Origin of the sequence: Vibrio sp. B1FLJ16, from assembly GCF_905175385.1 — a bacterium.
In the GTDB taxonomy this organism is placed as follows: Bacteria; Pseudomonadota; Gammaproteobacteria; order Enterobacterales; family Vibrionaceae; genus Vibrio.
In genome coordinates this window covers 1,446,851-1,473,529 of the sequence record NZ_HG992749.1, presented here as the reverse complement: position 1 = coordinate 1,473,529, position 26,679 = coordinate 1,446,851, and the positions used below count along the sequence as shown (strand labels likewise).

Annotated in this window: 23 protein-coding genes; 11 read left to right on the top strand and 12 right to left on the bottom strand. The window is 44.4% G+C overall.

Going from position 1 to position 26,679, the window contains the following annotated elements; all coding sequences use genetic code 11:
- Positions 1-22: 22 nt before the first annotated feature.
- Together pgl and zwf are read right to left on the bottom strand one after the other, a co-directional pair.
- Positions 23-739, bottom strand: a complete 717-nt coding sequence (gene pgl / locus KHN79_RS06690) for a 6-phosphogluconolactonase (protein WP_182007889.1) — start codon at positions 737-739, stop codon at positions 23-25.
- Positions 736-2,238: a glucose-6-phosphate dehydrogenase gene (zwf, locus tag KHN79_RS06685; RefSeq protein ID WP_182007890.1), complete on the bottom strand. Its 1,503-nt coding sequence runs from the start codon at positions 2,236-2,238 to the stop codon at positions 736-738. Before zwf ends, pgl begins: the two co-directional genes overlap by 4 nt.
- A 530-nt stretch (positions 2,239-2,768) precedes the next feature.
- Here zwf and KHN79_RS06680 point away from each other — a divergent pair.
- A complete protein-coding gene (locus KHN79_RS06680) occupies positions 2,769-3,701 on the top strand; it encodes an AraC family transcriptional regulator (protein WP_182007891.1) in 933 nt (310 codons plus the stop codon).
- Between the two features lie 113 nt (positions 3,702-3,814).
- Positions 3,815-5,965 (top strand): TonB-dependent siderophore receptor, encoded by a 2,151-nt coding sequence (locus KHN79_RS06675; protein WP_182007892.1) that lies wholly within the window; start codon positions 3,815-3,817, stop codon positions 5,963-5,965.
- 210 nt (positions 5,966-6,175) lie between these two features.
- Here the strand turns inward: KHN79_RS06675 and KHN79_RS06670 are convergent, their stop codons facing one another.
- Together KHN79_RS06670 and KHN79_RS06665 are read right to left on the bottom strand one after the other, a co-directional pair.
- Entirely contained in the window at positions 6,176-6,880 is a 705-nt protein-coding gene (locus KHN79_RS06670) for a response regulator (RefSeq protein ID WP_182007893.1), read from the bottom strand.
- On the bottom strand, positions 6,877-8,496 hold the full coding sequence (locus KHN79_RS06665) for a sensor histidine kinase (protein WP_182007894.1): 1,620 nt from the start codon (positions 8,494-8,496) through the stop codon (positions 6,877-6,879). Before KHN79_RS06665 ends, KHN79_RS06670 begins: the two co-directional genes overlap by 4 nt.
- Positions 8,497-8,970: 474 nt before the next feature.
- On the opposite strand from KHN79_RS06665, the gene KHN79_RS06660 reads away from it, so the two are divergent.
- The 5 genes from KHN79_RS06660 (at position 8,971) to KHN79_RS06640 (ending at position 14,067) form a co-directional block, all read left to right on the top strand.
- Entirely contained in the window at positions 8,971-9,198 is a 228-nt protein-coding gene (locus KHN79_RS06660; protein ID WP_182007895.1) for a hypothetical protein, read from the top strand.
- A gap of 135 nt (positions 9,199-9,333) precedes the next feature.
- Positions 9,334-10,749, top strand: coding sequence for a TolC family protein (locus KHN79_RS06655; RefSeq protein WP_182007896.1), 1,416 nt, complete (start codon positions 9,334-9,336; stop codon positions 10,747-10,749).
- Positions 10,750-10,752: 3 nt separating this feature from the next.
- A complete protein-coding gene (locus KHN79_RS06650) occupies positions 10,753-11,733 on the top strand; it encodes a biotin/lipoyl-binding protein (RefSeq protein WP_182007897.1) in 981 nt (326 codons plus the stop codon).
- A gap of 22 nt (positions 11,734-11,755) precedes the next feature.
- A complete protein-coding gene (locus KHN79_RS06645) occupies positions 11,756-12,922 on the top strand; it encodes an ABC transporter permease (RefSeq protein WP_182007898.1) in 1,167 nt (388 codons plus the stop codon).
- Positions 12,919-14,067: an ABC transporter permease gene (locus tag KHN79_RS06640; protein WP_182007899.1), complete on the top strand. Its 1,149-nt coding sequence runs from the start codon at positions 12,919-12,921 to the stop codon at positions 14,065-14,067. The genes KHN79_RS06645 and KHN79_RS06640 overlap by 4 nt, the downstream gene beginning before the upstream one ends.
- Before the next feature lie 40 nt (positions 14,068-14,107).
- On the opposite strand, the gene KHN79_RS06635 is transcribed toward KHN79_RS06640, so the two are convergent.
- On the bottom strand, positions 14,108-15,049 hold the full coding sequence (locus KHN79_RS06635; protein WP_182007900.1) for an EamA family transporter: 942 nt from the start codon (positions 15,047-15,049) through the stop codon (positions 14,108-14,110).
- Between the two features lie 314 nt (positions 15,050-15,363).
- On the opposite strand from KHN79_RS06635, the gene KHN79_RS06630 reads away from it, so the two are divergent.
- Positions 15,364-16,350, top strand: a complete 987-nt coding sequence (locus KHN79_RS06630) for a cytochrome-c peroxidase (protein ID WP_182007901.1) — start codon at positions 15,364-15,366, stop codon at positions 16,348-16,350.
- A 76-nt stretch (positions 16,351-16,426) separates the two neighbouring features.
- On the opposite strand, the gene KHN79_RS06625 is transcribed toward KHN79_RS06630, so the two are convergent.
- The 4 genes from KHN79_RS06625 to ectA all read right to left on the bottom strand — a co-directional run bounded on the left by KHN79_RS06625 (position 16,427) and on the right by ectA (position 20,175).
- On the bottom strand, positions 16,427-17,851 hold the full coding sequence (locus KHN79_RS06625) for an aspartate kinase (protein WP_182007902.1): 1,425 nt from the start codon (positions 17,849-17,851) through the stop codon (positions 16,427-16,429).
- 88 nt (positions 17,852-17,939) lie between these two features.
- Positions 17,940-18,326, bottom strand: a complete 387-nt coding sequence (locus KHN79_RS06620; protein ID WP_020336355.1) for an ectoine synthase — start codon at positions 18,324-18,326, stop codon at positions 17,940-17,942.
- 15 nt (positions 18,327-18,341) lie between these two features.
- On the bottom strand, positions 18,342-19,607 hold the full coding sequence (ectB, locus tag KHN79_RS06615) for a diaminobutyrate--2-oxoglutarate transaminase (RefSeq protein WP_182007903.1): 1,266 nt from the start codon (positions 19,605-19,607) through the stop codon (positions 18,342-18,344).
- A gap of 34 nt (positions 19,608-19,641) precedes the next feature.
- Complete coding sequence (ectA, locus tag KHN79_RS06610) at positions 19,642-20,175, bottom strand: diaminobutyrate acetyltransferase (RefSeq protein WP_182007904.1); 534 nt, start codon at positions 20,173-20,175, stop codon at positions 19,642-19,644.
- A 508-nt stretch (positions 20,176-20,683) separates the two neighbouring features.
- Between ectA and proV the strand changes: the two genes are divergently transcribed.
- The 3 genes from proV to proX are packed head-to-tail and all read left to right on the top strand — an operon-like array spanning position 20,684 to position 23,955.
- On the top strand, positions 20,684-21,871 hold the full coding sequence (proV, locus tag KHN79_RS06605) for a glycine betaine/L-proline ABC transporter ATP-binding protein ProV (RefSeq protein WP_182007905.1): 1,188 nt from the start codon (positions 20,684-20,686) through the stop codon (positions 21,869-21,871).
- Between the two features lie 4 nt (positions 21,872-21,875).
- A complete protein-coding gene (proW, locus tag KHN79_RS06600; RefSeq protein ID WP_182007906.1) occupies positions 21,876-22,955 on the top strand; it encodes a glycine betaine/L-proline ABC transporter permease ProW in 1,080 nt (359 codons plus the stop codon).
- A complete protein-coding gene (proX, locus tag KHN79_RS06595) occupies positions 22,948-23,955 on the top strand; it encodes a glycine betaine/L-proline ABC transporter substrate-binding protein ProX (protein ID WP_182007907.1) in 1,008 nt (335 codons plus the stop codon). Before proW ends, proX begins: the two co-directional genes overlap by 8 nt.
- Before the next feature lie 107 nt (positions 23,956-24,062).
- On the opposite strand, the gene KHN79_RS06590 is transcribed toward proX, so the two are convergent.
- From KHN79_RS06590 to KHN79_RS06580, 3 genes are read right to left on the bottom strand one after another with little or no spacing between them, the layout of a single operon-like run.
- A complete protein-coding gene (locus KHN79_RS06590) occupies positions 24,063-24,869 on the bottom strand; it encodes an ABC transporter ATP-binding protein (RefSeq protein WP_211907268.1) in 807 nt (268 codons plus the stop codon).
- Positions 24,866-25,747 carry an ABC transporter ATP-binding protein gene (locus KHN79_RS06585; protein ID WP_182007908.1) on the bottom strand — a complete coding sequence of 294 codons (882 nt, stop codon included), beginning with the start codon at positions 25,745-25,747 and terminating at the stop codon, positions 24,866-24,868. The genes KHN79_RS06590 and KHN79_RS06585 overlap by 4 nt, the downstream gene beginning before the upstream one ends.
- Positions 25,747-26,667: an ABC transporter permease gene (locus KHN79_RS06580; protein ID WP_182007909.1), complete on the bottom strand. Its 921-nt coding sequence runs from the start codon at positions 26,665-26,667 to the stop codon at positions 25,747-25,749. The genes KHN79_RS06585 and KHN79_RS06580 overlap by 1 nt, the downstream gene beginning before the upstream one ends.
- Between the last annotated feature and the right edge of the window lie 12 nt (positions 26,668-26,679).

The following is a 26,679-nucleotide window of genomic DNA, read 5'->3' as shown; positions in this document are numbered from 1 at the left end:
TTGTTCCATTGACGAACAGCTATTAAGCAATTTTTGCTGCCGCGTCCAAATCTAAATACCATTCCGTTAGGCCCGCTTGTGACTCAACCTTTGCTGCCGGGTATGGCAGTGCATCCGCAGGCGAACCGTTGATCTCTTCAACGATGTCCGCTTTACCTGCGCCAAGCACTAAGTAACTAATACGTTTTGCTGCCTCTAATACTCGAGCGGTCTTTGATACACGAAGCTGACCTGATTCAGGATGTGTCGCTACGACAGACAAGTTCGTGTCTTCGTAGTTTGTCTGTCCAGGGAACAGTGATGCCGTATGACCATCTGCGCCTACACCCAGTAAGATCCAGTCAAATACCGGAGTGCCACGTAGAGAAGGAATCGCATCTAGCATCTCTTTTGCAAAGCGCTCAGCTTCTGCTTGTGGATCATCTTCACCACGGATACGGTGAATGTTCTCAGCAGGCATATTTACTTTGCTAAACAGAAGCTCGTTTGCTTCACCATAGTTGCTTTCAGCATCATCCGGTGCAACGCAGCGTTCATCACCCCACCAGAAGTGCAGGTTCTGCCATTGAACTGATGTGGCATAGGCTTCTGTTGCCAATAACTTAAATAGCATTTTTGGCGTGCTGCCACCCGAAAGAGAAATGTGAACAGGTCGGCCCATTTCGCTGAACGCTTTCATATCGTTAGCCAGGCTTTCTACTACCTGCTCTGCAGTTTGATAGATCTTATGGTTGATCATAGTTCACAGTAGTCCGTATCTGTTAGGTTTTTACATGGGAAGCGCCAAGCGCGGTTATCACGCTGTAGCAAGTCATCAGATTCTTTTGGACCCCATGTACCACATGCGTATCCGAAGAGTGATTGTGGATCTTGTTTAAAGTCGAGAATTGGCTGTACGTATTCCCAACATGCTTCCACAGCATCGCTGCGAGCAAATAGAGTTGCATCGCCGTTCAGTGAATCAAGCAATAAACGCTCATAAGCGGTGAGCATTTGAGCTTCTTGCAGGTCAGCGTAGTGGAAGTTCATCTTCACTTCTTTTGCTTTAAAACCTGCACCCGGCTCTTTTAGGCCGAAGCTCATCTGGATGCCTTCATCTGGCTGAATGCGAATAATCAGTTTGTTCTCAGGCGCATTTTGACCAAACACCGGATGAGGTGTCTGCTTAAAATGGATCACGACTTCTGTCACACGAGTCGGTAGACGCTTACCTGTGCGCACATAGAATGGCACGCCATTCCATCGCCAGTTATTGATATGAGCTTTAAGACCAATGTAGGTCTCGGTACGAGAGTCATCCGCTACACCGTTTTCTTCACGGTATCCAGGTAAATGCTGGCCACGAACGTCAGATGCCGTGTACTGGCCAAGAACCAGATCGTTACGCAACGCGTCTTCGTCCAGAGGTTTCAGACACTGAAGAACTTTAACCACTTCATCACGCATTGAGTCTGCATTAATTTGAGCAGGCGGCTCCATACCTACCATAGCTAAAACTTGCAGAAGGTGATTTTGGAACATGTCGCGAACAGCGCCAGAGTTATCGTAGTAGCCACCACGCTCTTCAACACCTAGGAACTCCGCGCCAGTGATTTCAACGTAATCAATGAAATTACGGTTCCACAGCGGTTCAAACATCGCGTTTGAGAAACGGAAAACAAGTAGGTTTTGAACCGTTTCTTTGCCCAGGTAATGGTCAATACGGTAGATTTGATGCTCTTGGAAGTGCTCGTGAATTTCTTTATCAAGAATACGCGCTGATTCAAGATCGTAGCCGAATGGCTTCTCAATGATTAGACGTTTCCAGCCATCATCTTCGTTATTCAGACCATGGGCTGCAAGACTTGCAGGTATTACACTGTATAAGCTTGGCGGAGTCGCCAGGTAGAAAAGAGTATTACGCTGTTCCAGCTTGTATTCGGTAGCTAGCTGATCTAAACGAGTTGCCAGCTTAGCATAATCTTGGGTGTCAGAAGTGTTGATAGCTTGATAGTGCAGATGGTTAATAAATGCATTAAGCGTTTCTGGCTCTGTTTTTTCCATCTCCTGAAGCGACTTCTTCAACTTCTCGCGATAAGAGTCATCACTGTATTCAGTACGACTGACACCGAGAATCGCAAAATTCTCTGGCAGCTGCTTGTTCGCATAAAGGTGGTATAAAGCAGGAACTAACTTACGGTATGTAAGGTCGCCTGAAGCACCAAAAATAACGATGCTGCTGTTTTCTGGTATTACCATCATCTTTCCCTTAAAAACGAGGTACTTATTGTGTGCCCGGATATGGCTAAAAAGTTGACCTACCCTATCAATGGCACTTCAAAAAAGAAAATTGCTCCTACCTATTACGTTGATAGGTAAGTCATTTTAGGCCCAAAGAACCTCAAAAGGTTGTGTTCAAAAACCATATCAAAACACGACTTTCTGAGGGCATTCAGGTCAGTTACGTATCAAGAGCATCCCCCTGTAGGCAATGGAAGAGAGTCCGATACGGGGTGGTATTGTCTACGACAATTTGATTTACATCAACACTTGCTAGTGCAAACGATTAAATAAGTTGCAGAAAACAACCTAACTCTTTGTATTTTATAAACATAAAAACTTAAGGCAAATTCGAGTAAAAACTCCATCCTGTTTAAAAAATCTTCACTTCTTTATGAGAGCATAAATCTGTACTAAATGGTGAGCGTTTCTCATTACGGCTAGTTTGCAGTTGATAATCATTCGCAATTATACATAATAATATCTATGCCTAACTTATTGATATCGCGATGAGCTCAGTGACCAGCATTACACATCCATTAAATCGCATTCAGAATGTGCTTGATTACATCCACAGCAACCTAGAGTTAACCCTTAGTGTTGACGATATTTCACAGCGAAGCTGTTGGTCACGCTGGCAACTACAACGTGTTTTTCAGCAACATACCGGATTATCTGTGGCGCATTACGTTAGAGAACTAAAGCTAAGCTACGCTGCCGAACGGCTGATAAATAGCACCGACCGTTCTTTAGACATTGCCATTGAGATGGGCTTTTCATCAGAAAATGCATTTAGCCGGGCATTCAAGCAGATGTTTTCTGTGAGTCCCCGTGAATACCGCAGAAAACAACAGTTAACCGGTTTAAGACAACCCCTAAGCCTTTTGATCCCGTCCCAAACATCAAGGCTAGAAACAAGGTTTGTTGACGTTAAAATTGAAACAAAACCTTCTTTTTACGTCACAGGTATTCACCATGCTATTAATGGGCTGTTCTCATCAGAGCCCGACTTTCAATCTAAAGTACCGAGACTCTGGAACAAGGTGCTATCTATCTCAGATATACCCCGTCTCTCGCCAAGTATTGGTGTAGTTGATGTCACACGAAAACATTCCAGTCACACACAACTCGAATATTGGGCGGGCTTCCAAAGCGAAACTGGTGACCTCCCAAGCTCTAACGTTAGTTCAATTAAACAATTCGATACTTTATATGTTCCTCAGCAAACCTATGCAGTCGTGACTCACATTGGCAAAGCTACCGGCCTTGCCAAAACATTAGAATGGTTCATCCTGGATTGGCTACCTTATTCAAACTATCGCGGTGTGGATGGTTATGAGCTGGAAATTTATCCTGAAGATTACCAACTCGATAGCGCCGCTGCTCAGATGCAATACTGGCTTCCGGTCAAGTGTATCGCTCCCCTATTGAAAGCCGTATAGCAACAGGCACAGCTAATCTTAAGTTTGCACCAAATTGTTAACTTTTCTATTTATTCCAGATATAAAATACAAATGAAAATTATTACCAAATAAGAATAAGTAGTGGATTAAATATGAAAAGTTCAGCCCATGTTCAACGTACAGCCCTCGCTGTCGTTGTTTCTGCACTTGCATCAGGTACTGTTATCGCTAATGAAAGTACTTCTCAAAACGAAACCATCACTATACTTGGTGAAGCCTACCGAAATACTGCCACAAAGACAGTTCTAGAGCCAAAGGAGACGCCCCAAGGCATTACGATTATTGACTCGGAGCAATTAGACCAGCGCGGAGTTAAATCACTCAACCAGGTACTTCGTTATGCACCTGGAGTTGTTACAGAGAGCAAAGGTGCTTCTGTCACTATGTACGACACTTTTTATATCCGCGGCTTTGCCAACAATGAAAGTTACTATGACGGTTTGAAACTGCCTTACTTAACAGGATGGAACTTACAGCCCCAAATTGATCCGATTGCGATGCAGCAAGTTGAAATATTCAAAGGCCCGACTTCAGTACTTTATGGAAGTATGCCCCCGGGTGGAATGGTGAATATAATCGCCAAATCACCACAGGAACAAGCAAGTACTCAAATAGGTGTATCTACAGGTACGAGAAATTTAATGGAAGCGACATTAGACAGTACTGGCCAAATTGGTGAGAGCAACGTCAACTACCGTTTGATTGCCTTAGCTCGTAAGCGTGACAGCCAGGTCGAACATGCAGAAGAAGAACGTTACGTTGTAGCGCCCTCTTTAGACTGGCAGGCAACAGAGAGCACACTGGTTAATGTTAATCTGTATTATCAGAACGATCCGAGCATGGGGATCAACTCTTCCCTTCCTGCATCTGGAATGATTATGAGTAATCCTGCGGGTTCGATTGCACCGACGACTTCTGCAGGAGATGTTAACTGGAGCACCTTTGAACGAGAAGTCTTTATGCTCGGTTATAAGGTCAATCATGTCATTAACGATGACTGGACTATATTGCAAAATGCACGCTATACCGATGCCTCATTATATCAAGAGAATACCTACCATTTAGCAACCAGCTTTGATCAGGCAACCGGCGCAATGAGTCGCAATATCTATGACACGGATGAAGACTCTCAGTCATTTGTTATCGACAATCAGCTCTCTGGTACGGTTAAATTCGGCAGTAATGAGCATAACATGTTGTTTGGTATTGATTATCTAAAGCTTAAAGGTAACTCTTCCTATAGAGAGTATGCAGGGAACGCAGAGTTTTATGCTTTTAACATTTTTAATCCAAACAACAGCTTATTAGACACAAGTGCATTAACAGAAGTCTATGACGAGTCGCATAAAATAAAAACTGAACAGTTAGGCTTCTATCTTCAAGACCAGATTCGCCTTGGTGATTGGGTGTTGCTAGCAGGCGGACGTTACGACCTTTTTGAAGCCAGTGACGTTAAAACCAGCACTATTGTTGCCGGTACCAGGGATACGGCAGATCATAACCAATTTTCCTATCGAGTGGGTGCATTGTATGAGTTCAGCAATGGACTATCGCCTTTCGCGAGCTACGCAACAAGCTTTGAACCAGCTGCAGGAACGGACATCGACGGTAAAGCTCTTAAACCACAGTTGGGTGAGCAAATTGAAGTTGGGGTTAAATATCAATCTCTTGATGGTGCGACGGAAATGACCGCCTCTTATTTCCATATTACCAAAGAGGATGCCGTTTCTTACGACCCGAATGATCCTACCTACCGTGCAAAAATTCAGCTTGGTGAAGTTCTTTCTCAGGGACTGGAGCTGGAAAGCCGTTGGTTCGTGACCGATGCCTGGGATATAAACGCCAGCTATTCATACATGGATATGGAAATCACCAAAGATGTGGATGGTGCTTTAGTGGGTAAAACACCAATTTATGTACCAGAACATAGCGCGAATCTATGGACAAACTACTACCTGTACAATGGTCCGCTGGCAGGAACACGCATTAGTGGCGGGGTACGATACCTTGGCGAGATGCAGATGGGCGCATACAATCTGAGTGGCAAGGTGCCATCTTATACACTAGTTGATATATCGCTAGGGTATGACTTAGGGTTACTGAGCGATTCACTCGATGGCGCTGCAGCGAACCTGGTCATGAACAACCTGTTTGATGAAGAGAGCTATACCTGTTACGACAGCATGAACTGCTGGTACGGCTCTGAACGTTCTGTGGAAGTAAAGTTTGAGTACAACTTTTAATCAACCCGCAGTGATTTAGCCGGATGAATTTATGCAAAACGGTGGCACTTTACGCCACCGTTTTTTTAATACCAATCACAGTAAGTAAGTGATCAGAAATAGCGCAGCAAAAATGCTTGAGAACAACGCACAATTTTTCGATAAGTAGTTATTCTACAATCAAAAATTGTAACGCAGTTATCGAGGATTTTAGCAAGCTAGAATGACCAGTTATTTACTACGATTGGTATAACGTTTCACTTTCTTATAGCAGCGCTCCGGGCGTCCTACCGTGCCGTAGTTTAGATCCGCTTCCAGCTCGCCAGAGCTTATTAAGTACTCAAGGTATCGTCTGGCTGTCGTGCGACTCGCTCCAATTTTATCTCCCGCCTGATCAGCCGTAATCTTTTCTCCGCTGGGAAATAAGTCTCGAATTTTATCTAACGTAACGCTGTCGATTCCTTTGGGGTGACGTTTTGTTGCGGTATCAGCAACACCATTTGATTGCAGCATTTTGTCAACTAGGTTTTGATCTAAGCTCTGTGCGACGGTTAACCTCTGACGCTGGGAAATGTACTTTTTAAGTGCGACTTCCAGGCGCGGGAACATGATTGGTTTAAGCAAATAATCGACTACTCCGCCACGCATTGCTTGCTGAAGCGTATCTACATCTCTTGCTGCGGTAATCAAAATAACATCACAAGTTTGATTGTTAGAACGCAGTGTGTTGAGAATATCCAGTCCGGTTCCGTCAGGCAGATACACATCCATCAGAAGCAGATCTGGTTTCAATACCTCAAGCTGCATTTCTGCTTCTATTCTCGTTGTTGCAATGCCCACTACTTCGATACCTGCCAACTGGCTCAGGTATTTGTGGTGTAACTCTGCAATAGCAAGATCATCTTCGATGATCATCACTCGCGTTGCCATGTTCATACTTGTTCTTCCTTAGGCAAATACACGGTTATTCTCGTTCCATACTCTGTGTTTGGCAGCATCTCCACTTGTCCGTGGTATCGAGTAGCAAGCTGGCTTACTAAATGTAACCCTACTCCTCGGTCATGACGGGATTTGGTTGAAATGCCTTTTTTAAAGAGATTTTTAGGCTCAATATTAGCTGGTAGTCCGCAGCCTAAATCACTCACTTCCATTATTACTTCATTGCCATAATCACTGATTGAGACTTCTATATTTCTCCGCTCAATGGCAACGTTGGACTCTTCTCGAATAGCAGTTAAAGTCGCATCAAAGGCATTATCAATTAAGTTACCCAAAATAGTGACCAGGTCTTCTGAGTTCAACCACGTTGGTAACACTTCCAACCGGCTACCTTCTTCGACAATCAGATTTAATCCAAGCTCTCTTGCTCGCTCTGTCTTACCGAGTAACATACCCGCAATCAAAGGATCTCGAATGGTGTCTCGAAGAAATTCAATCATCGCTTGATAGTGCGCAGTTTCCTGCCCTATCAGTTTCTGAACCGCTTCCAGTTCGCCAAGTTGTACCAACCCGCTAATCGTATTGAGTTTGTTTCGGTGCTCGTGAGTTTGTGAACGTAATAACTCCGCATACTCTTTGGTTTGGGAAAGTTGTTCCGTCAGTTCACTGATCTCATCGCGCATACGAAAACTCGATACTGCACCGACAACTTTACCGTCGACATAAATCGGAGAGCGGTTGGCAATCAAGCGCTTTTGGTTAAGGAAGATTTCAATGTCATGATCTTCCTGACCGGTTTCCAGCACGGTATACAAGTCACTGTCGCGAAGTGTTTCCGTGAGTGGCTTATTAATCGCAGTCTCTCTTTCTATACCCAATATCTGACACGCACTGCGGTTTATTGAACGAAGCACGCCATCAGAATCTATACTCAGTATTCCTTCCTTAATGGTTCCCATCGTCACTTCGAGTTCACCGTACAACCGGCCAATTTCTTCTGGTTCGAAGCCCAAAATTGCGCGCTGAAACTTTCTTGAGGCATAGTTGGAAACAATGGCATTAGCCAGAACAACGACCACAACCATCAGGATGAGAAAAGTTAAAAATGGCTCGATGCGATCCTGAAGTCGGTCGAGCAAATATCCCACCGACACAACGCCAACGATCTGACCTTGGGCGTTAAATATCGCCGCTTTACCTCGCACTGAGTAGCCCAATGAACCTTTGGCTGTCGAAATATAGGACTTTCCCTCCTCTAATGCGCGATAGTTGTCACCGCCTTTCATCGGCTTACCAATTCGCTCATCTATGGGATGGATTAAACGTACGCCGTTTCTATCGCCAATAACAATAAACGCCGCACCAATGGCTTGAGTGAGTTCGCGAAAACGGGCTTGATAAGGCTCAGGGGTATCACTTTCGACCATTTCGAGAACAACCTCGGAGTTAGCCAAAAACTGAGCAATACCAAGTGCTTTCTCCCCCATTTCTTGCTCTTGAGTCACTTTCAGATAAGTAAACCCGGCAGCAACAAGTAACAACAACTCTATTAAGCCAGAAAGCGTCATAATAATAAGCATGCGCTTTCGAAAGCTTATGGTACTCCAACTCACTTACTAATCCTCGTCATACCTTATAAGCGCTACGTTAACATCGAGTTAACACTCAGACCGAAATCAGATGACAAATATGTGAACAGCGCAAACAAACTGTGTTTTTTGCGGTCAAATATTAAACGGGCAATCAACTATTAACTTAATCATTCGTTGCGAAAAATTTTACCGCTTATTATTCAACATGATACATAGTAATTACGTAAAAGTATGAAAGTTATCACGGCGATTTTCTCGATATTTTAAAGCGTTGCTAGTTTTTCGGGCGTATAATTTTTATTCAAAGGAGTCTTTAAGAACTTCACTAATCAAGCAGTGAAACTGGAAGTCAGAAAACGCTCAACTTAGTTGTCAGTATGTTCGAAATTAAACAAATAAAAATGAAAATACTGAAGATATGGCATACAGTTAGACACCATCTGCTATTAAAAAATAGAAACAGAGGTGTTTTATATTTAGAAGGAACACCAAGTAATGGAACGCGATAACTTTGGAATTTGCCTTAATAAGGCCATGCTGTCAGAGAATATGTATTCAACTTTTACTCATGTCAGAGCGTATGAGACAAACGATAGTGGCACTTCCGATCTAAGAGTACTACTTTCGTTTCCGCAGATGAGCGGTAAAGATTTACTCGATACTATGCGTGGCTCTCGTCAACTTGAATGGCGAGCAGAGTTCCACTGTCCATATCAGAAATAAACTTGTAACACTTTTGTGCCCTGTTATTCCAATAGACGGGGCGCTGTTGTAACACGACTTTCTCCTCAATTCCCTCTTAACACGGTGTAATTATTCCTCTATATTAGAGCTATTACTCTATTAAAAGTAGCCACTATGAAACAACCTGGAAAGTTTTGGATAGTTAGCCTCATCAGTAGCTCAATCTCATTTGCCTGTCATTCCGCTCCAATTACTTTAGACAATGCATGGCAATTGTTATTGGAAAATAATTACTCTATAAAAGCTCAACGCGCTAACGTCGAGAATTACCAATATCAAGAGAAAGCGACAGGAAATCTCAGTTTACCTCAGGTTACGCTTGGCGCCAGTTATACTCGCCTAGACACCGACGTAACACTATCGGGCAAACAGATAATTGACAGTACTGGCGCAGAAATTGCTGTTCCACCAGCCTTTCAAGGCATACTAAGCACTTTAGGTAGTACGACTTCCACCATCACCGAAAGGGACATTTTCACCTCTTCCATACGTGCTATCTGGCCGATTTTTACGGGTGGACGTATTTCAGCCGCTCAGTCTGCTGCCGAAGGAAAAACTGAAGAAGCCAAAAGCCAGCTAATGATGGAACAACAGGCTCGCTTTGAAGACCTTTCCAAGTACTACTTTTCTGTCGTGCTAGCAAAAGAGGTATTAGCCACTCGTCAGGTAGCTGAGCAAGGTCTTAGAAAACACCGTGATTTTGCACTGAAAATGGAAGAGCAAGGGCAGATTGCACGAGTAGAACGATTACAGGCAGAAGCCTCTTTAGATAAAGCCTCGGTTGAAACTCGCAAAGCCGCCAGCGATTTAGCCATCGCTCAGGCAGCGCTCGGGAAGCTCCTAGCGCAAAATGATCCTGTCGAGCCAGCAGAAACGTTATTCATTAACGATCACCTTCCTCCACTGAGTGCATTTATCGATCAAACCATACTCACCTACCCCGGTCTCGATATTCTTGAGGCAAAGCATAAGCAAGCTTCCAGCTTGATAAAGGCCGAAAAGGGTAAGTACTACCCAGAAGTCTACCTCTACGGTGACTACAGTCTTTATGAAGACGACTCACTCGCGAGCCAAATGAAACCCGACTGGCTAGTCGGCGTTGGTGTCAGCGTTCCTCTTATTGAATCTAGTGGCCGAAGTGAAAAAGTGAAAGCGGCACAAAGCGTGGTTTCCCAGGTGGATGCACTTAAATCGCAGGCCAAACAAGATTTGTCGCTGTTGGTTCAGAAAACCTATCTCGAAGCGCAACAAGCGATTGACGAAGTACAAGGCCTGGAATCGAGCATCGCTCTCGCAAATGAGAATCTGCACTTGCGTGAAAAAGCGTTCACTCAAGGGCTGTCGTCCTCTCTCGATGTCGTCGACGCCCAGCTTTATGTCGCCAGTATCGAGACTCAACGTTCAGCTGCACGGTTCCGCTATCTGATCTCCTTAACTAAGTTATTGGCACTAAGTAGTGAGATCGACAGCTTCAAACAATATCGAAACACTGCCTATACCCCATCTTCAACATCTAAAAAGGTAAATTAAGTCATGGCTGCAAAATCATTAAAACCCGTTTTAGTATCACTTTGCGCTGTGGGTGTTGCCTCATGGATTGGTTACCAGTTTTATCGTGCCTATCAGCCAGAGCCTGTTCGCTTGCAAGGTTTGATTGAAGCGCGGCAGTACAGTATTTCTTCAAAAGTCCCTGGTCGGATTGACGAAGTATTGGTGCGTAAAGGTGACGAGGTTGAAAAAGGCCAGCTTATTTTCACGCTCCACAGCCCTGAGATAGAAGCTAAATTAGAACAGGCAAAAGCAGGTGAAAAAGCCGCAGACGCATTAGCACAGGAGGCAGAAAAAGGTGCACGTGAACAACAGATCCAAGCGGCAAAAGATCAATGGTTAAAAGCCAAAGCGGCGGCAGATTTAATGCAGAAAACCTATAACCGGGTAAACAACCTCTACAAAGATGGTGTCGTCGCGGAGCAAAAACGTGATGAGGCGTTAACACAGTGGCAAGCTGCAAAATACACAGAAAGTGCGGCGTTGCAAATGTACGAAATGGCGAAAGAAGGCGCACGCAGCGAAACTAAAATCGCAGCGGCCGAAAAAGCACGCATGGCATCCGGCGCGGTTGCAGAAGTTGAAGCCTACGTGAAAGACACGCAGATCCATAGTTGGTTTGATGGTGAAGTTTCTCAGGTTCTGCTACAAAGTGGCGAACTCGCACCCCAAGGCTTTCCCGTTGTTACGGTTATAGATACCCAAGACGCTTGGGCGACACTCAATGTCCGGGAAGATCTCCTCAAACATTTCACTAAAGGCACAACCTTCAACGCCTACTTGCCCGCACTCGACAAAAAAGTAGAGTTCAAAGTCATGCATGTTGCCGTTATGGGAGACTTCGCAACATGGCGCGCAACCGATGCGGCAAAAGGGTTTGATCTACGTACTTTTGAAGTTGAAGCCCGACCGACTCAACCAGAGCCAGAACTGCGCATGGGCATGAGTGTTGTGGTTGAACTGTAATCCGTTGTAGTTGGTTGATGTTATGACAAATCATATTTCACAACGGCAAATCCTAAGGCACGACAAATGGCTATTATCGTGCTTAACCTGGATACCCATTTTACTCGCTGTCACTATTTGGGGAGTGTTCTCTGCTGGTATTGCCCGCGATCTGCCGATTGGCGTCGTGGATGTAGAGCACTCTCAACTTTCACGTAAGTTAATCCAATCTCTTGACGCCTCTTCGACTCTGGCGGTCGATTACCATTACACAACAGCAACTGAAGCTAAAAATGCCATGATTGAAGGTCAGATATACGCTTATGCCGTCATTCCACCGAACTTTGATCAGGACATTCTACAACACCGTCAACCGCAGCTATCTGTGTTTTTCAACAGCCAATATATTCTGGTCGCAAAGTTGATTAACTCTGCCGTGGCACAGGCTCAAGGCTATTTTGACGCTCAGTTACAAGCTGCGGGGAATCTTGCCAAGGGCAACACAACTACTGCCGCGGCTATTGGTAAGGCAGTCCCCGTTTCGACACAAATTACCGCATTGTTTAACCGCAATACCAACTACGCTCAGTTTCTGATTACTGCCATCGTACCTGCAATCTGGCAAATCTGTATCGTGGTAAGCACCATTTTGATCCTCGCTGCACATTTTCGTCTTTATGGATGCAAGAATGGATTCGAGCTTTTAGGCGATAAACCGTATTTACAACTCGCCTCCATTTTAAGCAAGTACATCCCGGTATTTATGGTGCAAGGAGCAATGTTTCTCTACTGGTTTTATGTACTGTTAGACTGGCCAATGGAAGGCAGTATAGTTGTCATCTTAATCGCTCAATGGCTCACTATCATCGCTTGTGTGATTATGGGTGCGCTGTTCTTCTTCCTGTCAATGGATCCCGCTCGTGCGATGAGTTTCGCCGGAGCGTTTACTGCACCCAGCTTTGCTTTTATGGGGATTACTTTTCCTGTCACTGATATGAGCACACTTGCTACGACTTGGCGTTCACTATTGCCGATCAGCCACTACATTGAGGTTCAGGTCGCCCAAGCAAGTTATGGCACACCAGCATTTCTATCGATGAGTTCATTATGGACAATGATTGGTTACGCTATCCCTTTGCTGCTTACCTCAGCCTTGATTCGTAAACACCGGAACACGGCGTTCCAAGTTAAAAACAGGGAGAATGCATGACACTCTGGCAACTGATTAAAGCGGAGATTCGCTCTGTTTTTACCAACCCTGTCGTCACGCTTACTGTTTTCGGTGGAGTGGTATTTTACTCTTTCTTATACCCGCTACCCTATACACAACAAACTCCAAGAGAGCAGCCAATTGCGATCGTCAATCTGGATGGCAGCCAAACCAGTTTGACATTAGAACGCATGGTCGACGCGACACCACAGGTTAAAATTGTCTCTAGGCTCCATACCATAGAAGACGCGAAACAGGCATTTCTCAACCGTGACATTACAGGATTTCTGGTGATTCCCGAGCACTTCTATAAAGATTTGCTCCTGGGTAAAAGTCCCACGCTGGCCTACGCCGCTGATGCGTCTTACTTTCTGGTGTATGGCACCGTCGTGGAAGGTTTGGCACAAGCAGGTGGAGCGTTAGGCGCACAAGTGAAAGTGAGTAAATTGTTGATCGAAGGTGTGCCTCTTAGCATGGCAAGTCACAATTACTCTGCGATAAAGCTCAATATGAAGCCGACTTTTAACCCAACGATGGGCTATATCGAATATGTCGTCCCTGCCGTGTTCGTGCTGATTTTGCAGCAGACATTGGTCATGGCCGTTGGCTTACAAACGGGGTCACAACGTCATGGTCGAGGTTACTGGTCGAACGTTTCGACAGCTTCAATATTGCTAGTTCGAACGCTTGTTTTCGTTGCGATATATTATCTGCTTAGCGCCTACTATTTTGGCGCTAGCTTAGAGCGTTTAAGTGTTAACCACATTGCTAACGCCACCGAGCTGCTCACTTTACTCTTACCGTTTATGTTAAGTTGTTGTGGCTTGGGTTTATGGCTTGGCTACCTTTTGCCAAGAAGAGAGTTAGTCACATTAGTCGCTCTGGTAAGTTCAATGCCGCTACTCTTCTTAGCAGGTTTTATATGGCCAGTAGAATCTATCCCGGCACCTTTACTGTGGATTGCGGATTTAAGCCCGAGCACTTGGGCTATCAAAGGCTTTCTTGCTTTGAATCAAATGGGGGCAACGTGGCAACAAGTGGCTAAACACTGGACGGCACTTTGGCTACTGACTGTTCTCTGGGGTGGTATTGCGTATTGGATAGCCACTCGACATTCAAAGCCTGTTGTGACAGAAAAAGCTTAAGCTAATCTCTGTTTCAAAACATCGTCAATCGCAAGGGGCTCTAAACTGCCCCTTTATCCCTAGTGCCACTTGTATCTGCCGTTTGCAGGATCAAGCACACGCCAATCAAACCTATACCTACCCAACCTACAACAGAAATCTTCTCTCCCACTATCCAAACCGCCAGTATTGCGGCAACAACAGGCTCAAATAAAGTTAATAACGTCGCACTGCTTACCGGAACATGGCGTAACCCATAACCGAAGGCGAGATAAGCCATGCACATGGGAACAATGGCCATGTACAGTGAGACCATAGAGTTCACACTGCCAGCAAACAAGTTTTCACCGGTGAACCACAAACTAGGAAGCAGGAACACCGCTCCACCAGCAAATATACTGCCTAACGCAGCCTGTGATTTAACGCCCGCGTCAATCATAGACTTTGCCACGCAGGAATAGCCGGCATATGTAAAGCCCGCAACTAACCCGAGAGCAATCCCCAAAAGATAATTAGAATCGCTGGCCGTGAAGAAACCATCTTCCCCTTTATCTAACACCAAAAGTACGATGCCAGCCGCACCTAATGCGAAACTCACCCACCATATCTTATTGACGTTTTTTCCTGTGCCGAATAGACGTTCAATGAATACTGTAAAAAATGGTGCACTGGCGATAGAGATGACGGTACCGATAGCCACACCTGACAACTTCATAGAGGAATAAAACGCAAGTGGATAGACCGCTAAAGCGACACTGCCTATAGCTAACGGAAGCTTAAACGCCCAGATTTGAGATGCACTGTTTTTAATACTTCGCAGCGAGATCAGCGCCTGGATAACGCCCCCGACGCCCATAGCAAAAGCACCGATAGCAAGAGGACTGACTTGCTCAGAGAAACTCGCCGCTGTTCCTGTAGTGCCCCATAACACTGCGGCAAACAGAATTGAAAATGCCCCACTATGATACTCACTAAACGATTTTATTGCTGCAGACTGCGACATAACAACTCTTTGAATGAAAGAAAAGGCGAAACATACCAGTGAAAAGCTGATTTCTATAATTGACTTAAATCAACGATCAATCCGATTGCATTTTTTAATGAATTGTAAATAAAACGTTTCTATCAACTTTCGGTGACAGGTGCAACAAAGGGCAAAGAAAAACTATTTCTTTAACATCGATTTTTACCATAGTAATCATCGAGTTTTTGCATTTTAACCAAGAATAGGATTCTTATAACGTGACTTCCGAGCGTTCCGATTAGGAAGAACGCCACACTAGTGAGAGTCAAGAATCACGTAAAAAGGAAGTTATTATGAGAACTGTAATAGCAGCGAGTATTTTGTCAGTGTTATCATTCGGTGTATATGCCGAACGTATTTCAAGCGAACCGATAAAGGTCATAGATCCGGTAACAGGGCTGGATGAAAAGAAAGTGGAGCTTGGAAAAACCTTATGGTTCGAGCCCCGTCTGTCCGCTTCGAACACGATTTCTTGTAACTCTTGTCATAACATTGCGAAAGGTGGTGTAGATAACCTGCCTAGCTCAATTGGTCACAAGTGGTCTATTGGCCCGATAAACTCTCCAACCGTATTTAACTCAGATTTGAACTTTGTACAGTTCTGGAATGGGCGCGCTGAAGATCTGCAAGAACAGGCTGCTGGCCCAATTGAAAACCCTCTGGAAATGGCATTCACTCACCAACTTGCGACCGACACTCTTCAATCTATCCCTCAATATCGCAATTGGTTCAAAGAGACTTATGGCAGTGAAGAAATCACGATGGAGAACGTGACCGATGCAATCGCTACTTTCGAACAAACGCTGCGTACACCAAATTCACCCTTTGATCAGTGGTTAAAAGGTAACGACGATGCGCTGACTGTCGCTCAAGTTGAAGGCTATCATCTGTTTAAAGCTAAAGGATGTACGGCTTGTCACAGTGGCCCTCTAGCAGGCGGGCAAATGTACCAAAAAATGGGGTTAGTAAAACCTTTCGATACTGATAACCCTGATGTTGGTCGTAAAGCCATCACCGGCAACGAGTTCGACAAGTTTGTTTTCAAAGTACCAACTCTTAGAAATATTGAACTGACATATCCGTACTTCCACGATGGTTCGGTATGGGATTTACAAGAAGCGGTCGAAGTAATGGCTGACATCCAGCTAGGTCAGAAACTTAGCAAAGAAGAATCCGGAAAAATTACTGAGTTTTTAAGATCGTTAACGGGTGAGCAACCACGCGTAACGTTACCCCATTTACCACCGTCAACGAACGAAACAGCAAGACCGAATATCTAATATTCTTCAAACTACAAAGGAGCCTGATTTAGGCTCCTTTTGTACTGATAAGTCGGCGATAGCTAGTGAATAAACACTAAGCAACGTCAACGATTGAGTCAGAGCTTTCTACCGGCTCGAAAAACTCATCATGCAGAGCACAAATTGCACGTTGATACTCTTTATCACTGACAACGAACTGAACATTAACGTTGCGTAATGAGGAGTGGAGTGCAACGGGTGTTACACCGCTGTTCATCAATGATAATACACCTTTGGCCAAGGTTTTATTGGTGTCGATCTGGGAACCAATCGCCGAGATCAACGCCACCATACGGCCTTTAATAGACGCGTTTGGATAACGCTTTTCTGCTTTGTACAGCACTTTGTTTAAGCTATCAGCATTGCCACCAAGGTAGTAAGTAATTGAGTTGGCATTCATTTCTTTACCGATCAGGGTCACGTGTGCATCAGAAATGATTTCCATCAGCTCATAACTCACGTTATCAACTTTGCCGACCATCGCTTGATCAAACAGATGTAAAGCAAACACTTTTTCTTTACCCGCAATAATCTCTACCTTGTCTTCATCCGGACGGTAACCAGACGAAATCAACGTACCTTCATGCTCAGGTTCAAATGTGTTTTTGATCTGCAGTTCGATGCCACTTTCACGTAACCCAGCCGCCGCATTTGGATGGATAGCTTCCATACCTAAGTTGGCAAGTTGGTCAGCCACATCGTAGTTAGTACTGCCAATTGGAAGTACTTTCTCTGGGCCTACAACACGTGGGTCAGCTGAGCTTAAATGATACTCTTTGTGAATGATCGCTAAGCTAGCTTTAGTAATCGAAGCTACTCGACTGAACGTCATCTCACTATAGCCACGATCGTAGGTATGCATCAGCCCTTCTTTGCAGTATGCATAGCCAGTAACGATTGGAAGCTCTTTAGATACATCGATATCAGCAAAAGCTTCACTAATTGATTCATCTAAAGTTCTTGGCTCCTGAGTGTCCCAGCCAGACAGGTCAACAAATTTCGCATTGATACCCATGTTTTTCAGCTTCAACGCAGTGTTGTAAGCACTGTGTGCTTCACCAATTGAAGAGAGGAACTCACGAATTTGCGGTAAGTAGTGGCGCAATGAAAACTGACCGTACTGGCAAGTTTCCAGAATATTGGCGATACAATTTTTTGCTTCAGAGATACGTGATCGAATGAACTTATCTGCTCGGATTCGGTTCATCGGATCGGCAAAAATATTCTCGTTTGTCAGTAGCATACGGTTCTCTACGTATGCTAACGCCTCTTCCCATTTGTCATCACGTTTGGCAACCAGTTGGTATACTCCCGGCTTGCTGGTTTTTTTACATTCTAATAGCGCGTCGGTCATGCCGCCGTAAGCCGATACAACGAAGATACGGTTGTATGGAGATTTGGGACGAAGAATAATGTTATCGAGAACAGCATCAAATGCTGTCATTGAAGTACCGCCGATTTTTTCTACGGTAAAAGTCATGATAAGCCTTTTTAATTGGTAATTATAAAAGTAACAAAGAAGAGAGAATTGAAATGTGAGGTGGAAACCACCTCACAGTGACTGTTCATTAGTCAACAAGAGGGTACACGCCGTTTTCATCGTGTACTTCAGCACCTGTGATAGGTGGATTAAATACGCACGCCATTACCATTTCTTTGTTTTTGTATGCTCTTAGGTAGTGCTCGTCGTTTTTGTCCAGGATGTACAGTGTACCTGGTTTGATTGGGTAAGTTTCCCCTCCAACCACTTCGATTTCACCTTCACCACTCATACAAAAAACAGATTCTAAGTGGTTCTTATAGTGGATATGAGTTTCAGTACCTTCGTAAATGGTCGTGATATGGAAAGAAAAACCCATTTTGTCATCTTTCAACAACATACGGACACTTTCCCAAGTATCTGAAACTACACGTCGCTCGCTGTTGCGACACTCTTCAAGTGTTCTAACGATCATTATTAATTTTCCTTATTAAGATGCTTGTTTGAAGTGTTTAGCAGCAATGCTTTCAACTGCATTTTCAAAAATGCTCAGTCCCTGCTCTAACTCTGATTCACTGATAGTCAGAGGACAGAAAAACTTAACCACTTCATCGTCTGGGCCTGCTGTCTCAATCACCATTCCGTTATCGAAACACGCTTTAGCGATTTCAGAGGAAAGGTCACCATTAATACATTCAATACCGATCATCATGCCGCGACCTTTTTTCTGCACGAACATCTGTGGGAATCGGCGCACACAACGATTAATTATGATGCTTACTTTCTCTGAACACTGCTTAATGTGAGTTTCAAAATCTTCATTAGCCCAGTAGATTTCTAGCGCTTTAGCAGCAGTAATGAACGCATGGTTGTTACCACGGAACGTACCGTTATGTTCACCCGGCTTCCACTGGTCAAGCTCTGGTTTCAGAAGAACAACGGCCATTGGTAAGCCATAGCCACCAATAGATTTTGACAGAGTAACGATGTCAGGCTGAATACCTGATGGCTCAAAGCTGAAGAACGTACCTGTACGGCCACAGCCGGCCTGAATGTCATCGACAATCATAAGGATGTCATTGGCTTTACAAATTTTGCTCAAGCGCTGCAGCCATTCGTTTGATGCTACATTCAAGCCACCTTCGCCCTGTACGGTTTCAAGTAGCACAGCGGCAGGTTTGTCCATACCAGCTGAGTTATCGTTCAGCATTGCTTCAAACAGCGCCAAACCATCAACACCCGCGTAACCTTCAAACGGAAGACGCGTTACGTTGTGTAAGCTCGAGCCATTGCCCTGTCTATGATGTTGGTTACCAGTTGCAGCTAATGCGCCAGCGGTACAACCGTGGAAACCATTAGTGAAGGCAACAACACTGCTGCGGCCCGTTACTTTTTTAGCCAGTTTCAAAGCGGCTTCTACTGCGTTGGTGCCTGTCGGCCCTGTAAACTGAACTTTATAATCCAGCTTTCTTGGCTTAAGAATGTAGTTATCTAATGCTTCAAGAAATGACGCTTTCGCTTCTGAATGCATATCCAGACCGTGCGTAATACCGTCCATTTCAATGTACTCAAGTAACGCTTGCTTAAGTACTGGGTTATTGTGTCCGTAATTCAGAGATCCCGCGCCAGCAAGGAAGTCTAAATAGCGTTCGCCCTGTTCTGTTTCCAGCCAGCAGCCTTTCGCTTTACGAAATACGACTGGAAAGTTGTTTGAATATGAGCGTACATTGGATTCCTGCTTTTTGAAAATATCCATGATAAGACCGTTTTTAATTCCTATTGTTAGGGGATTATTTTAGGGGAATGCGATACAAAAACTCTGTATCGTGTTTGCCTTTGAAATGGGCTTTTTCATCCAAAAATGTGCTTACTTGGCCAGAATTGCCGTTCATCGCATCTAACTTTTTGAACAGTGCCCATGAGGCTTTGTTATCCTCAGTGATAGTAGTTTCGACCATCTTGACATTGCTTAGCCCCTCTCTTAAGAGAAGCTCTTTCAACATGCGAAAAGCTAAACCATTGCCTCTATAACGAGGTGATACTGCAACTTGCCAGATAAACAACACGTCCTGCTCGTCCGGTTTCTGATAACCCGATATGAAACCAGCAATGTCACCATTGCACTCAACCAAAATACTGGTCTTACTGAAGTGTGTAGACTGTAAGAAATTGCAATAAGAAGAGTTCATATCTAAAGGTGGACAGTCTGCAATTAAGCTGTAAATGTCGTCACCATCAGAGATTGTAGGTTCACGAAAAATCCATTTTTTTCTTGTTTCCTCTTCAATTTCTGGATAGAGGACCCAAGGTGCTGATGTGATCATGGGGAAATACATACCTTTTGAGGTCTAATTAAATTTCGCTATTATTATGGGCATTCATCGTCACCAAAAATCAAATATTCGTACGGTTTATCTGGTTTTATGTGGCACAGATCACACTTTTAAGTCATTTAACCAAAGTTTAAAATGATTTGAGGTCTAAATTATTCGCAATCACCTATGGATTGTTGCGCACAATGTATACAATTTGAAGTCTAATGATTATTTTAAAATGAGACCTATTTGGCAAAGTAAAACTTTGAATACATCTGTTAAATAAAGCGTCCTAAAATCTTAAAAAATTAAATTATTAGATATATAAAAATCAAGCACCCCACAACTAACTTTAACAATAAGATTATGATTTAATTAACTTTAAACGTAAAACTGCGCATCCCAAACCTATTAAATACATAGCCATCAAATACCTACTGCCATGAGCTCGTCCGTTGAATTTTTGCTAAAATTTAATTAGAGTACAAAACGTTAGACACAAAAAAGGACGATTAACATGGCTCCCATATTGGAAGTTAAGGGACTTTACAAAGTGTTTGGAGAAAGCCCAGAGCGCGCTTTCTCTCTTATCGACAAAGGAGTAGATAAAGACCACATCTTTGAGCAAACAGGTTTAACCGTCGGTGTAAACGATGTTTCTCTTTCCATCAATGAAGGAGAAATTTTCGTGATAATGGGTCTTTCTGGCTCAGGTAAATCCACTCTTGTACGCCTCCTTAATCGACTTATCGAACCAACCAAGGGTAGCGTTTTTCTCAAAGGCAAAGACATTGCCCACATCTCTGAAGATGAGCTGAGAGAAGTTCGTCGAAACAACATCTCCATGGTTTTCCAAAACTTTGCGCTTATGCCCCACATGACTGTTATCGAAAATGCCGCATTTGGTCTTGAACTTGCTGGCGTCGACACTGACAAAAGACGAGCCAGCGCCCTTTCTGCTCTAGAGCGAGTTGGTTTAGACCCCTATGCAGAGTCCTTTCCTGATGAACTGTCAGGTGGTATGAAACAGCGCGTAGGTCTGGCAAGAGCCCTTGCCTGCGACCCTGACATTCTGTTGATGGATGAAGCCTTCTCAGCACTCGATCCATTGATTAGAACTGAAATGCAGGACGAGCTTATTCGCCTGCAAAATGACGATAAGCGAACCATCGTATTTATTTCTCACGACTTAGACGAGGCGATGCGTATCGGCGATCGCATTGCAATCATGCAAAATGGTGAAGTCGTCCAGGTTGGTACACCGGATGAAATCCTTCACAACCCTGCTAACGATTATGTTGAAGCCTTTTTCCGCGGCGTAAACATAGCCAGCGTTTTAACGGTAAAAGATATCGCCCGCAAAAAACCTGCCGCAGTATTTAAAAAATCCGACAACGATGGTCCGGGCTCTGCACTACAGATTCTGATGGATCACGATCGTGACTACGGCATCGTTGTTGATAAATCCAGCCGCTACTCTGGCATTGTTTCTCTTGATTCATTGCGTTTAGCGCACAAAGAAAATCGCTCCTTGGCCAGTGCTCAACTGGATGATGAAGTGACACTCCAACCAAGTCAGTCAATTAATGACATTTTAGGTGTGGTTGCAGGAGTACCTTATGCGGTACCCGTTGTCGACGAGCAAGGGACGTACTTTGGCGTTGTGACCAAGTCACGTCTTCTACAAACACTAGACAAGGAGTAAGGCAATGTCAGCAGAAGAAACAAATAACGATCCTTGGGCACAGTCTGCTCCTGTGGAGGATAATCCCTGGGGACAAGCCTCAGACGTAGCAACGAGTAACGACTGGTTAAGTTCAGAGACCGTCGAACAAGCCCCTTTTGATATCATGAACCCGTTTAAGGAAGCCGTACTCCCCCTCGATGAATGGGTCGAGACTGGATTGAATTGGTTGGTGGAACACGGCCGACCAGTCTTTCAGGCGATTCGGGTTCCTATCGATTTTATTCTGACATCGTTTGAAACCGCCCTAGTTTCAACACCAGCACCTATTATGGTTCTGATTCTGTTCTTACTTGCATGGCAGTTTTCTAATTTTAAACTGGGCGTATCGACCGCTATCTCTCTCATATTTATCGGTTTAATCGGTGCATGGTCACAAGCCATGACGACTTTAGCTCTGGTTTTAACCTCAGTCTTTTTCTGTTTGCTGATAGGGCTACCGATGGGGATATGGCTGGCACGAAGTAATACCGCAGCGAAATTTGTCAGGCCGATATTAGACGCTATGCAAACCACGCCAGCGTTTGTTTATCTGGTACCAATCGTAATGCTGTTTGGTATCGGTAACGTTCCCGGGGTTGTGGTGACGATCATTTTTGCACTTCCACCTGTTGTCCGCTTGACGATTTTAGGTATTCAGCAAGTACCGGAAGAACTGATCGAAGCGGGTCACTCGTTCGGTGCAAGTAAAAAACAAATGCTTTATCGCATTCAACTGCCGTTGGCACTCCCGACGATCATGGCGGGTGTAAACCAAACACTGATGTTATCGCTATCTATGGTGGTAATTGCCTCCATGATTGCTGTCGGTGGTTTGGGTCAAATGGTATTGCGTGGTATCGGACGACTCGATATGGGCTTAGCCGCAATCGGTGGCCTGGGGATCGTGATTCTTGCGATTCTGTTAGACCGAATTACTCAGGTCTTGGGCGTCAACGCCGGTAACACTAAGGTTCGCTGGTATCACACAGGTCCTGTTTCATACCTATTAAAACTGAAAACAAACCAAGAAGATCCAAAACTTAGGAGAAAAACGAATGAATAGTTCATGGAAGACAACGCTCTCTATCGGAGCACTAAGTACAATTGCATTTTCGACAAATGTACTGGCAGAAGAGTTACCAGGTAAAGGTGTAACTGTCCAGCCTGTGCAATCTACCGTTGCCGAAGAGACATTCCAGACACTGATCGTTAACCGTGCACTGGAAGAACTTGGCTACGATGTAAAACCAACTAAAGAAGTTGATTACAACGTTGGATACACTTCTATCGCCAAAGGCGATGCTACTTTCTTGGCGGTAGGTTGGTTCCCTCTTCACGCAGACAAGTACACAATGTCTGGCGGTGACGATAAATTCTACCGTGAAGGTCAGTACGTTAGTGGTGCTGCTCAAGGCTACTTAATCGATAAGAAAACCGCAGAGAAATACGGCATTACCAATATTGGCCAGCTAACTGACCCAAAGGTGGCTAAACTATTCGATGCCAACGGCGACGGTAAAGCGGATTTAACGGGTTGTAACCCTGGCTGGGGTTGTGAAATGGTTATCGAGCACCAGCTTGATTCTTTCAAGCTGCGTGACACCGTCACTCACAACCAAGGTAACTATGCAGCAATCATTGCTGATACTATTTCTCGCTATAAGAAAGGTGACCCAATTCTTTACTACACTTGGACTCCTTACTGGGTAAGTGGTGTATTGGTTCCGGGGAAAGACGTGGTTTGGTTAGAAGTACCGTTCTCTTCACTACCTGGTGAGCGTAAAGACGTAGACACCACTCTAGGTAACGGCAAAAACTACGGCTTCGAAATGAACTCAATGCGTATCGTAGCAAACAAAGAGTTTACCGAGAGTAACCCAGCAGCAGCTAAGCTGTTCGAAATCATGAAGCTCAACATCAATGATGTTAGTGCACAAAACATGATGATGAGCCAAGGTAAAAACAGCTCAGAAGACATCGAATCTCACGTAAATGGTTGGATCAAAGCTCACCAAAAAATGTTCGATGGTTGGGTAGCAGAAGCGAAGAAAGCTGCGCTTTAACGTTTATACTATTTAGCTGTAAAACAGCTCATTCGTAAATATGAAAAAGAGCCAGTTGTTCATGCAACTGGCTCTTTTTGTTGATGTTAATTAATTATTCTGGACCATTAATCATGGTCAATAAAGTTAGATATTACCTCACGATCGTACCCTTTTGATGCCAGGTTCAACTGAATGGTATAAGGGTGTACTGGCTGAGATTCGCCATTTTGATCAACCTCAAGCAGTTCCACCAGCTTACCGTGTTGCATTACGGCAACCTGTTCACACATATGGGAAACAACCGCTAGATCATGACTGACCAGTATGTATGTCAGGGACAGCTCGTCACGTAGCCTATTAAGTAGATTTAAAATCTCCGCCTGAATAGAAACATCAAGCGCAGAGGTTGGCTCATCCAGCAACAAGATTTCTGGCTCAAGAATTAACGCTCTCGCTATAGCAACACGTTGACGCTGACCTCCAGACAGCTGATGCGGATATCGAAACCTAAATTTGCTTGGTAATGCGACCTGCTCCATAACACGGGTAATACGTTTATCAGCGTCTTTTAATCCGTGAATCGATAATGGTTCTGCCAATATTTTGTCTATGGTGTGTCTAGGGTGCAGTGAGGCGTATGGGTCCTGAAAAACCATCTGAAGCTTTTTATAAAAGGCTTTGTTGCGTCGATTATTTAACACCTGTCCGTCAAATAATATCTCTCCGCCACAGTGCTTATTTAACCCTGCCAGAGCACGTAATATTGTTGATTTACCCGATCCTGACTCACCAACCAAACCAAAAGATTGCTGTTCTGGAACGCTAAAAGAGACTTGGTTCACCGCTTTAACCAAATCGTCTCCGCTTCCAAAATGAATTGATAAATCTTTGATCTCTATTGCTGGTTTTGACTGTACATACTGTTCCATCATAGTATCAGCTCACCTTGCGTATCTAAGTTTGCTTTTAACCAACTATCCTGACGTTGTAACGTGGGCAAGGGTTCTCCTTTCGCGACATTTCCAGGCAGGCAAGATAGTAATCCCTGCGTATACGGATGCTGAGCCTGGTCCAACTTCCCTGCTTCAATTTCTTCAACGATACGGCCAGCGTACATAACTAAAATCCTGTCACAAAAACTCGCCACCAGAGGTAAGTCATGTGAAATAAGGATCAGCCCCATACCTCTTTCTTTTACTAGATCGTCCATGATTGCGAGCACCTGTAACTGTACGGTGACATCAAGGGCAGATGTTGGTTCATCAGCAATTAACAGATCCGGGCTTGAGAGCAGCATCATTGCGATCATGATTCGTTGCCCCATGCCACCAGATAATTCATGTGGATAAGCGTTAAATACTCGTTGCGGATTTCTGATCCGGACCGCTTCCAGCATATCGATACAGCGCGCAAAAGCTTGCTTTTTAGAAAGCTTCATCTGAATCTGACACGCCTCAACCATCTGTTTACCAACCGTCATCACGGGGTTGAGAGAATACTTAGGATCTTGCATTACCATGGAGATACGCTTTCCGCGCACTTCACGATAATCACGAGTCGATAGTTTCTGTAGATCTAAGCCATCAAAAACTAATTTGTCCGCCCGTACATTTCCCGCGCTCAAACCTAAGATAGCCCGGCCGGTTTGAGACTTACCCGAACCGGATTCGCCGACAATCGCAACCTTTTCACGTCCCATGCTAAATGAGATATCACGAACCGCATGTACTGCACCATGAATAGAAGGAAACTCGACGTTAAGGTTTTTCACACCAAGCAAGTTGCAATCCGTTCGATTAGAATTACTCATCAGTGTTGCCCTCCTGATTTTGGATCTAATACATCTCTAAGCCCGTCACCCAGAAGATTAAAGCCGAGTGCAACAATAAAAATAGCAAGACCAGGAAAAGTCGCTAACCACCAGTAACTGAGAATGTAGTCACGCCCCTCTGCTATCATAGCACCCCACTCCGGCATAGGTGGCTGAGCGCCCAACCCAAGGAAACCCAAACCAGCAGCAGTAAGAATAATACCGGCCATATCTAAGGTGACTCGTACTATTAAAGACGAAAGACACAGCGGCATAATATGCCCGGAAATGAGTCGCCAGTGTCCTGCTCCTTGCAATCTAGCAGCTGCGATATAATCGGTGTTACGGATGGTAAGCGTCTCGGCTCTTGCAAGACGTGCGTAGGCAGGCCAGGAGGTAATCGCGATAGCAAAAATAGCCGACTCTAATCCCCTTCCCATCGCTGCCGCCAATGCAAGTGCCAACACCAATTTTGGGAAAGCGAGAAAAACATCGGTTATTCTCATTAATAATGTGTCAATCCAACCACCGAAATAGCCGGAAACAGTGCCGATAACGAAACCCAGCACGGGTGCCGTGAAAATTACAATACCGACTATGAGTAAGGTAATACGGCTACCAATGATAATACGGCTGAAAACATCGTTAGCTTGACCATCTGTACCAAACCAGTGCTCAGATGATGGAGGCTGGAAACGATTGTTTTTTAGCTCTTCACCTGTCAGGCCACTAGTTATCCCCTCTGGCGCGATAACCGGAGCAAACAGCGCTATTAGCAGTAAGACAGCAACAATAGTAAAGCCTATCATCGCCAGTGGGTTGTGAATAAAACGCAGCCAACCAACATAGGTGCGACCAAGAGCAGCCTGCGCTCTCGAATCGGGACTATCGGCTAATAGCCATCCTTTTAATTCTGTCATATGGATAAACCC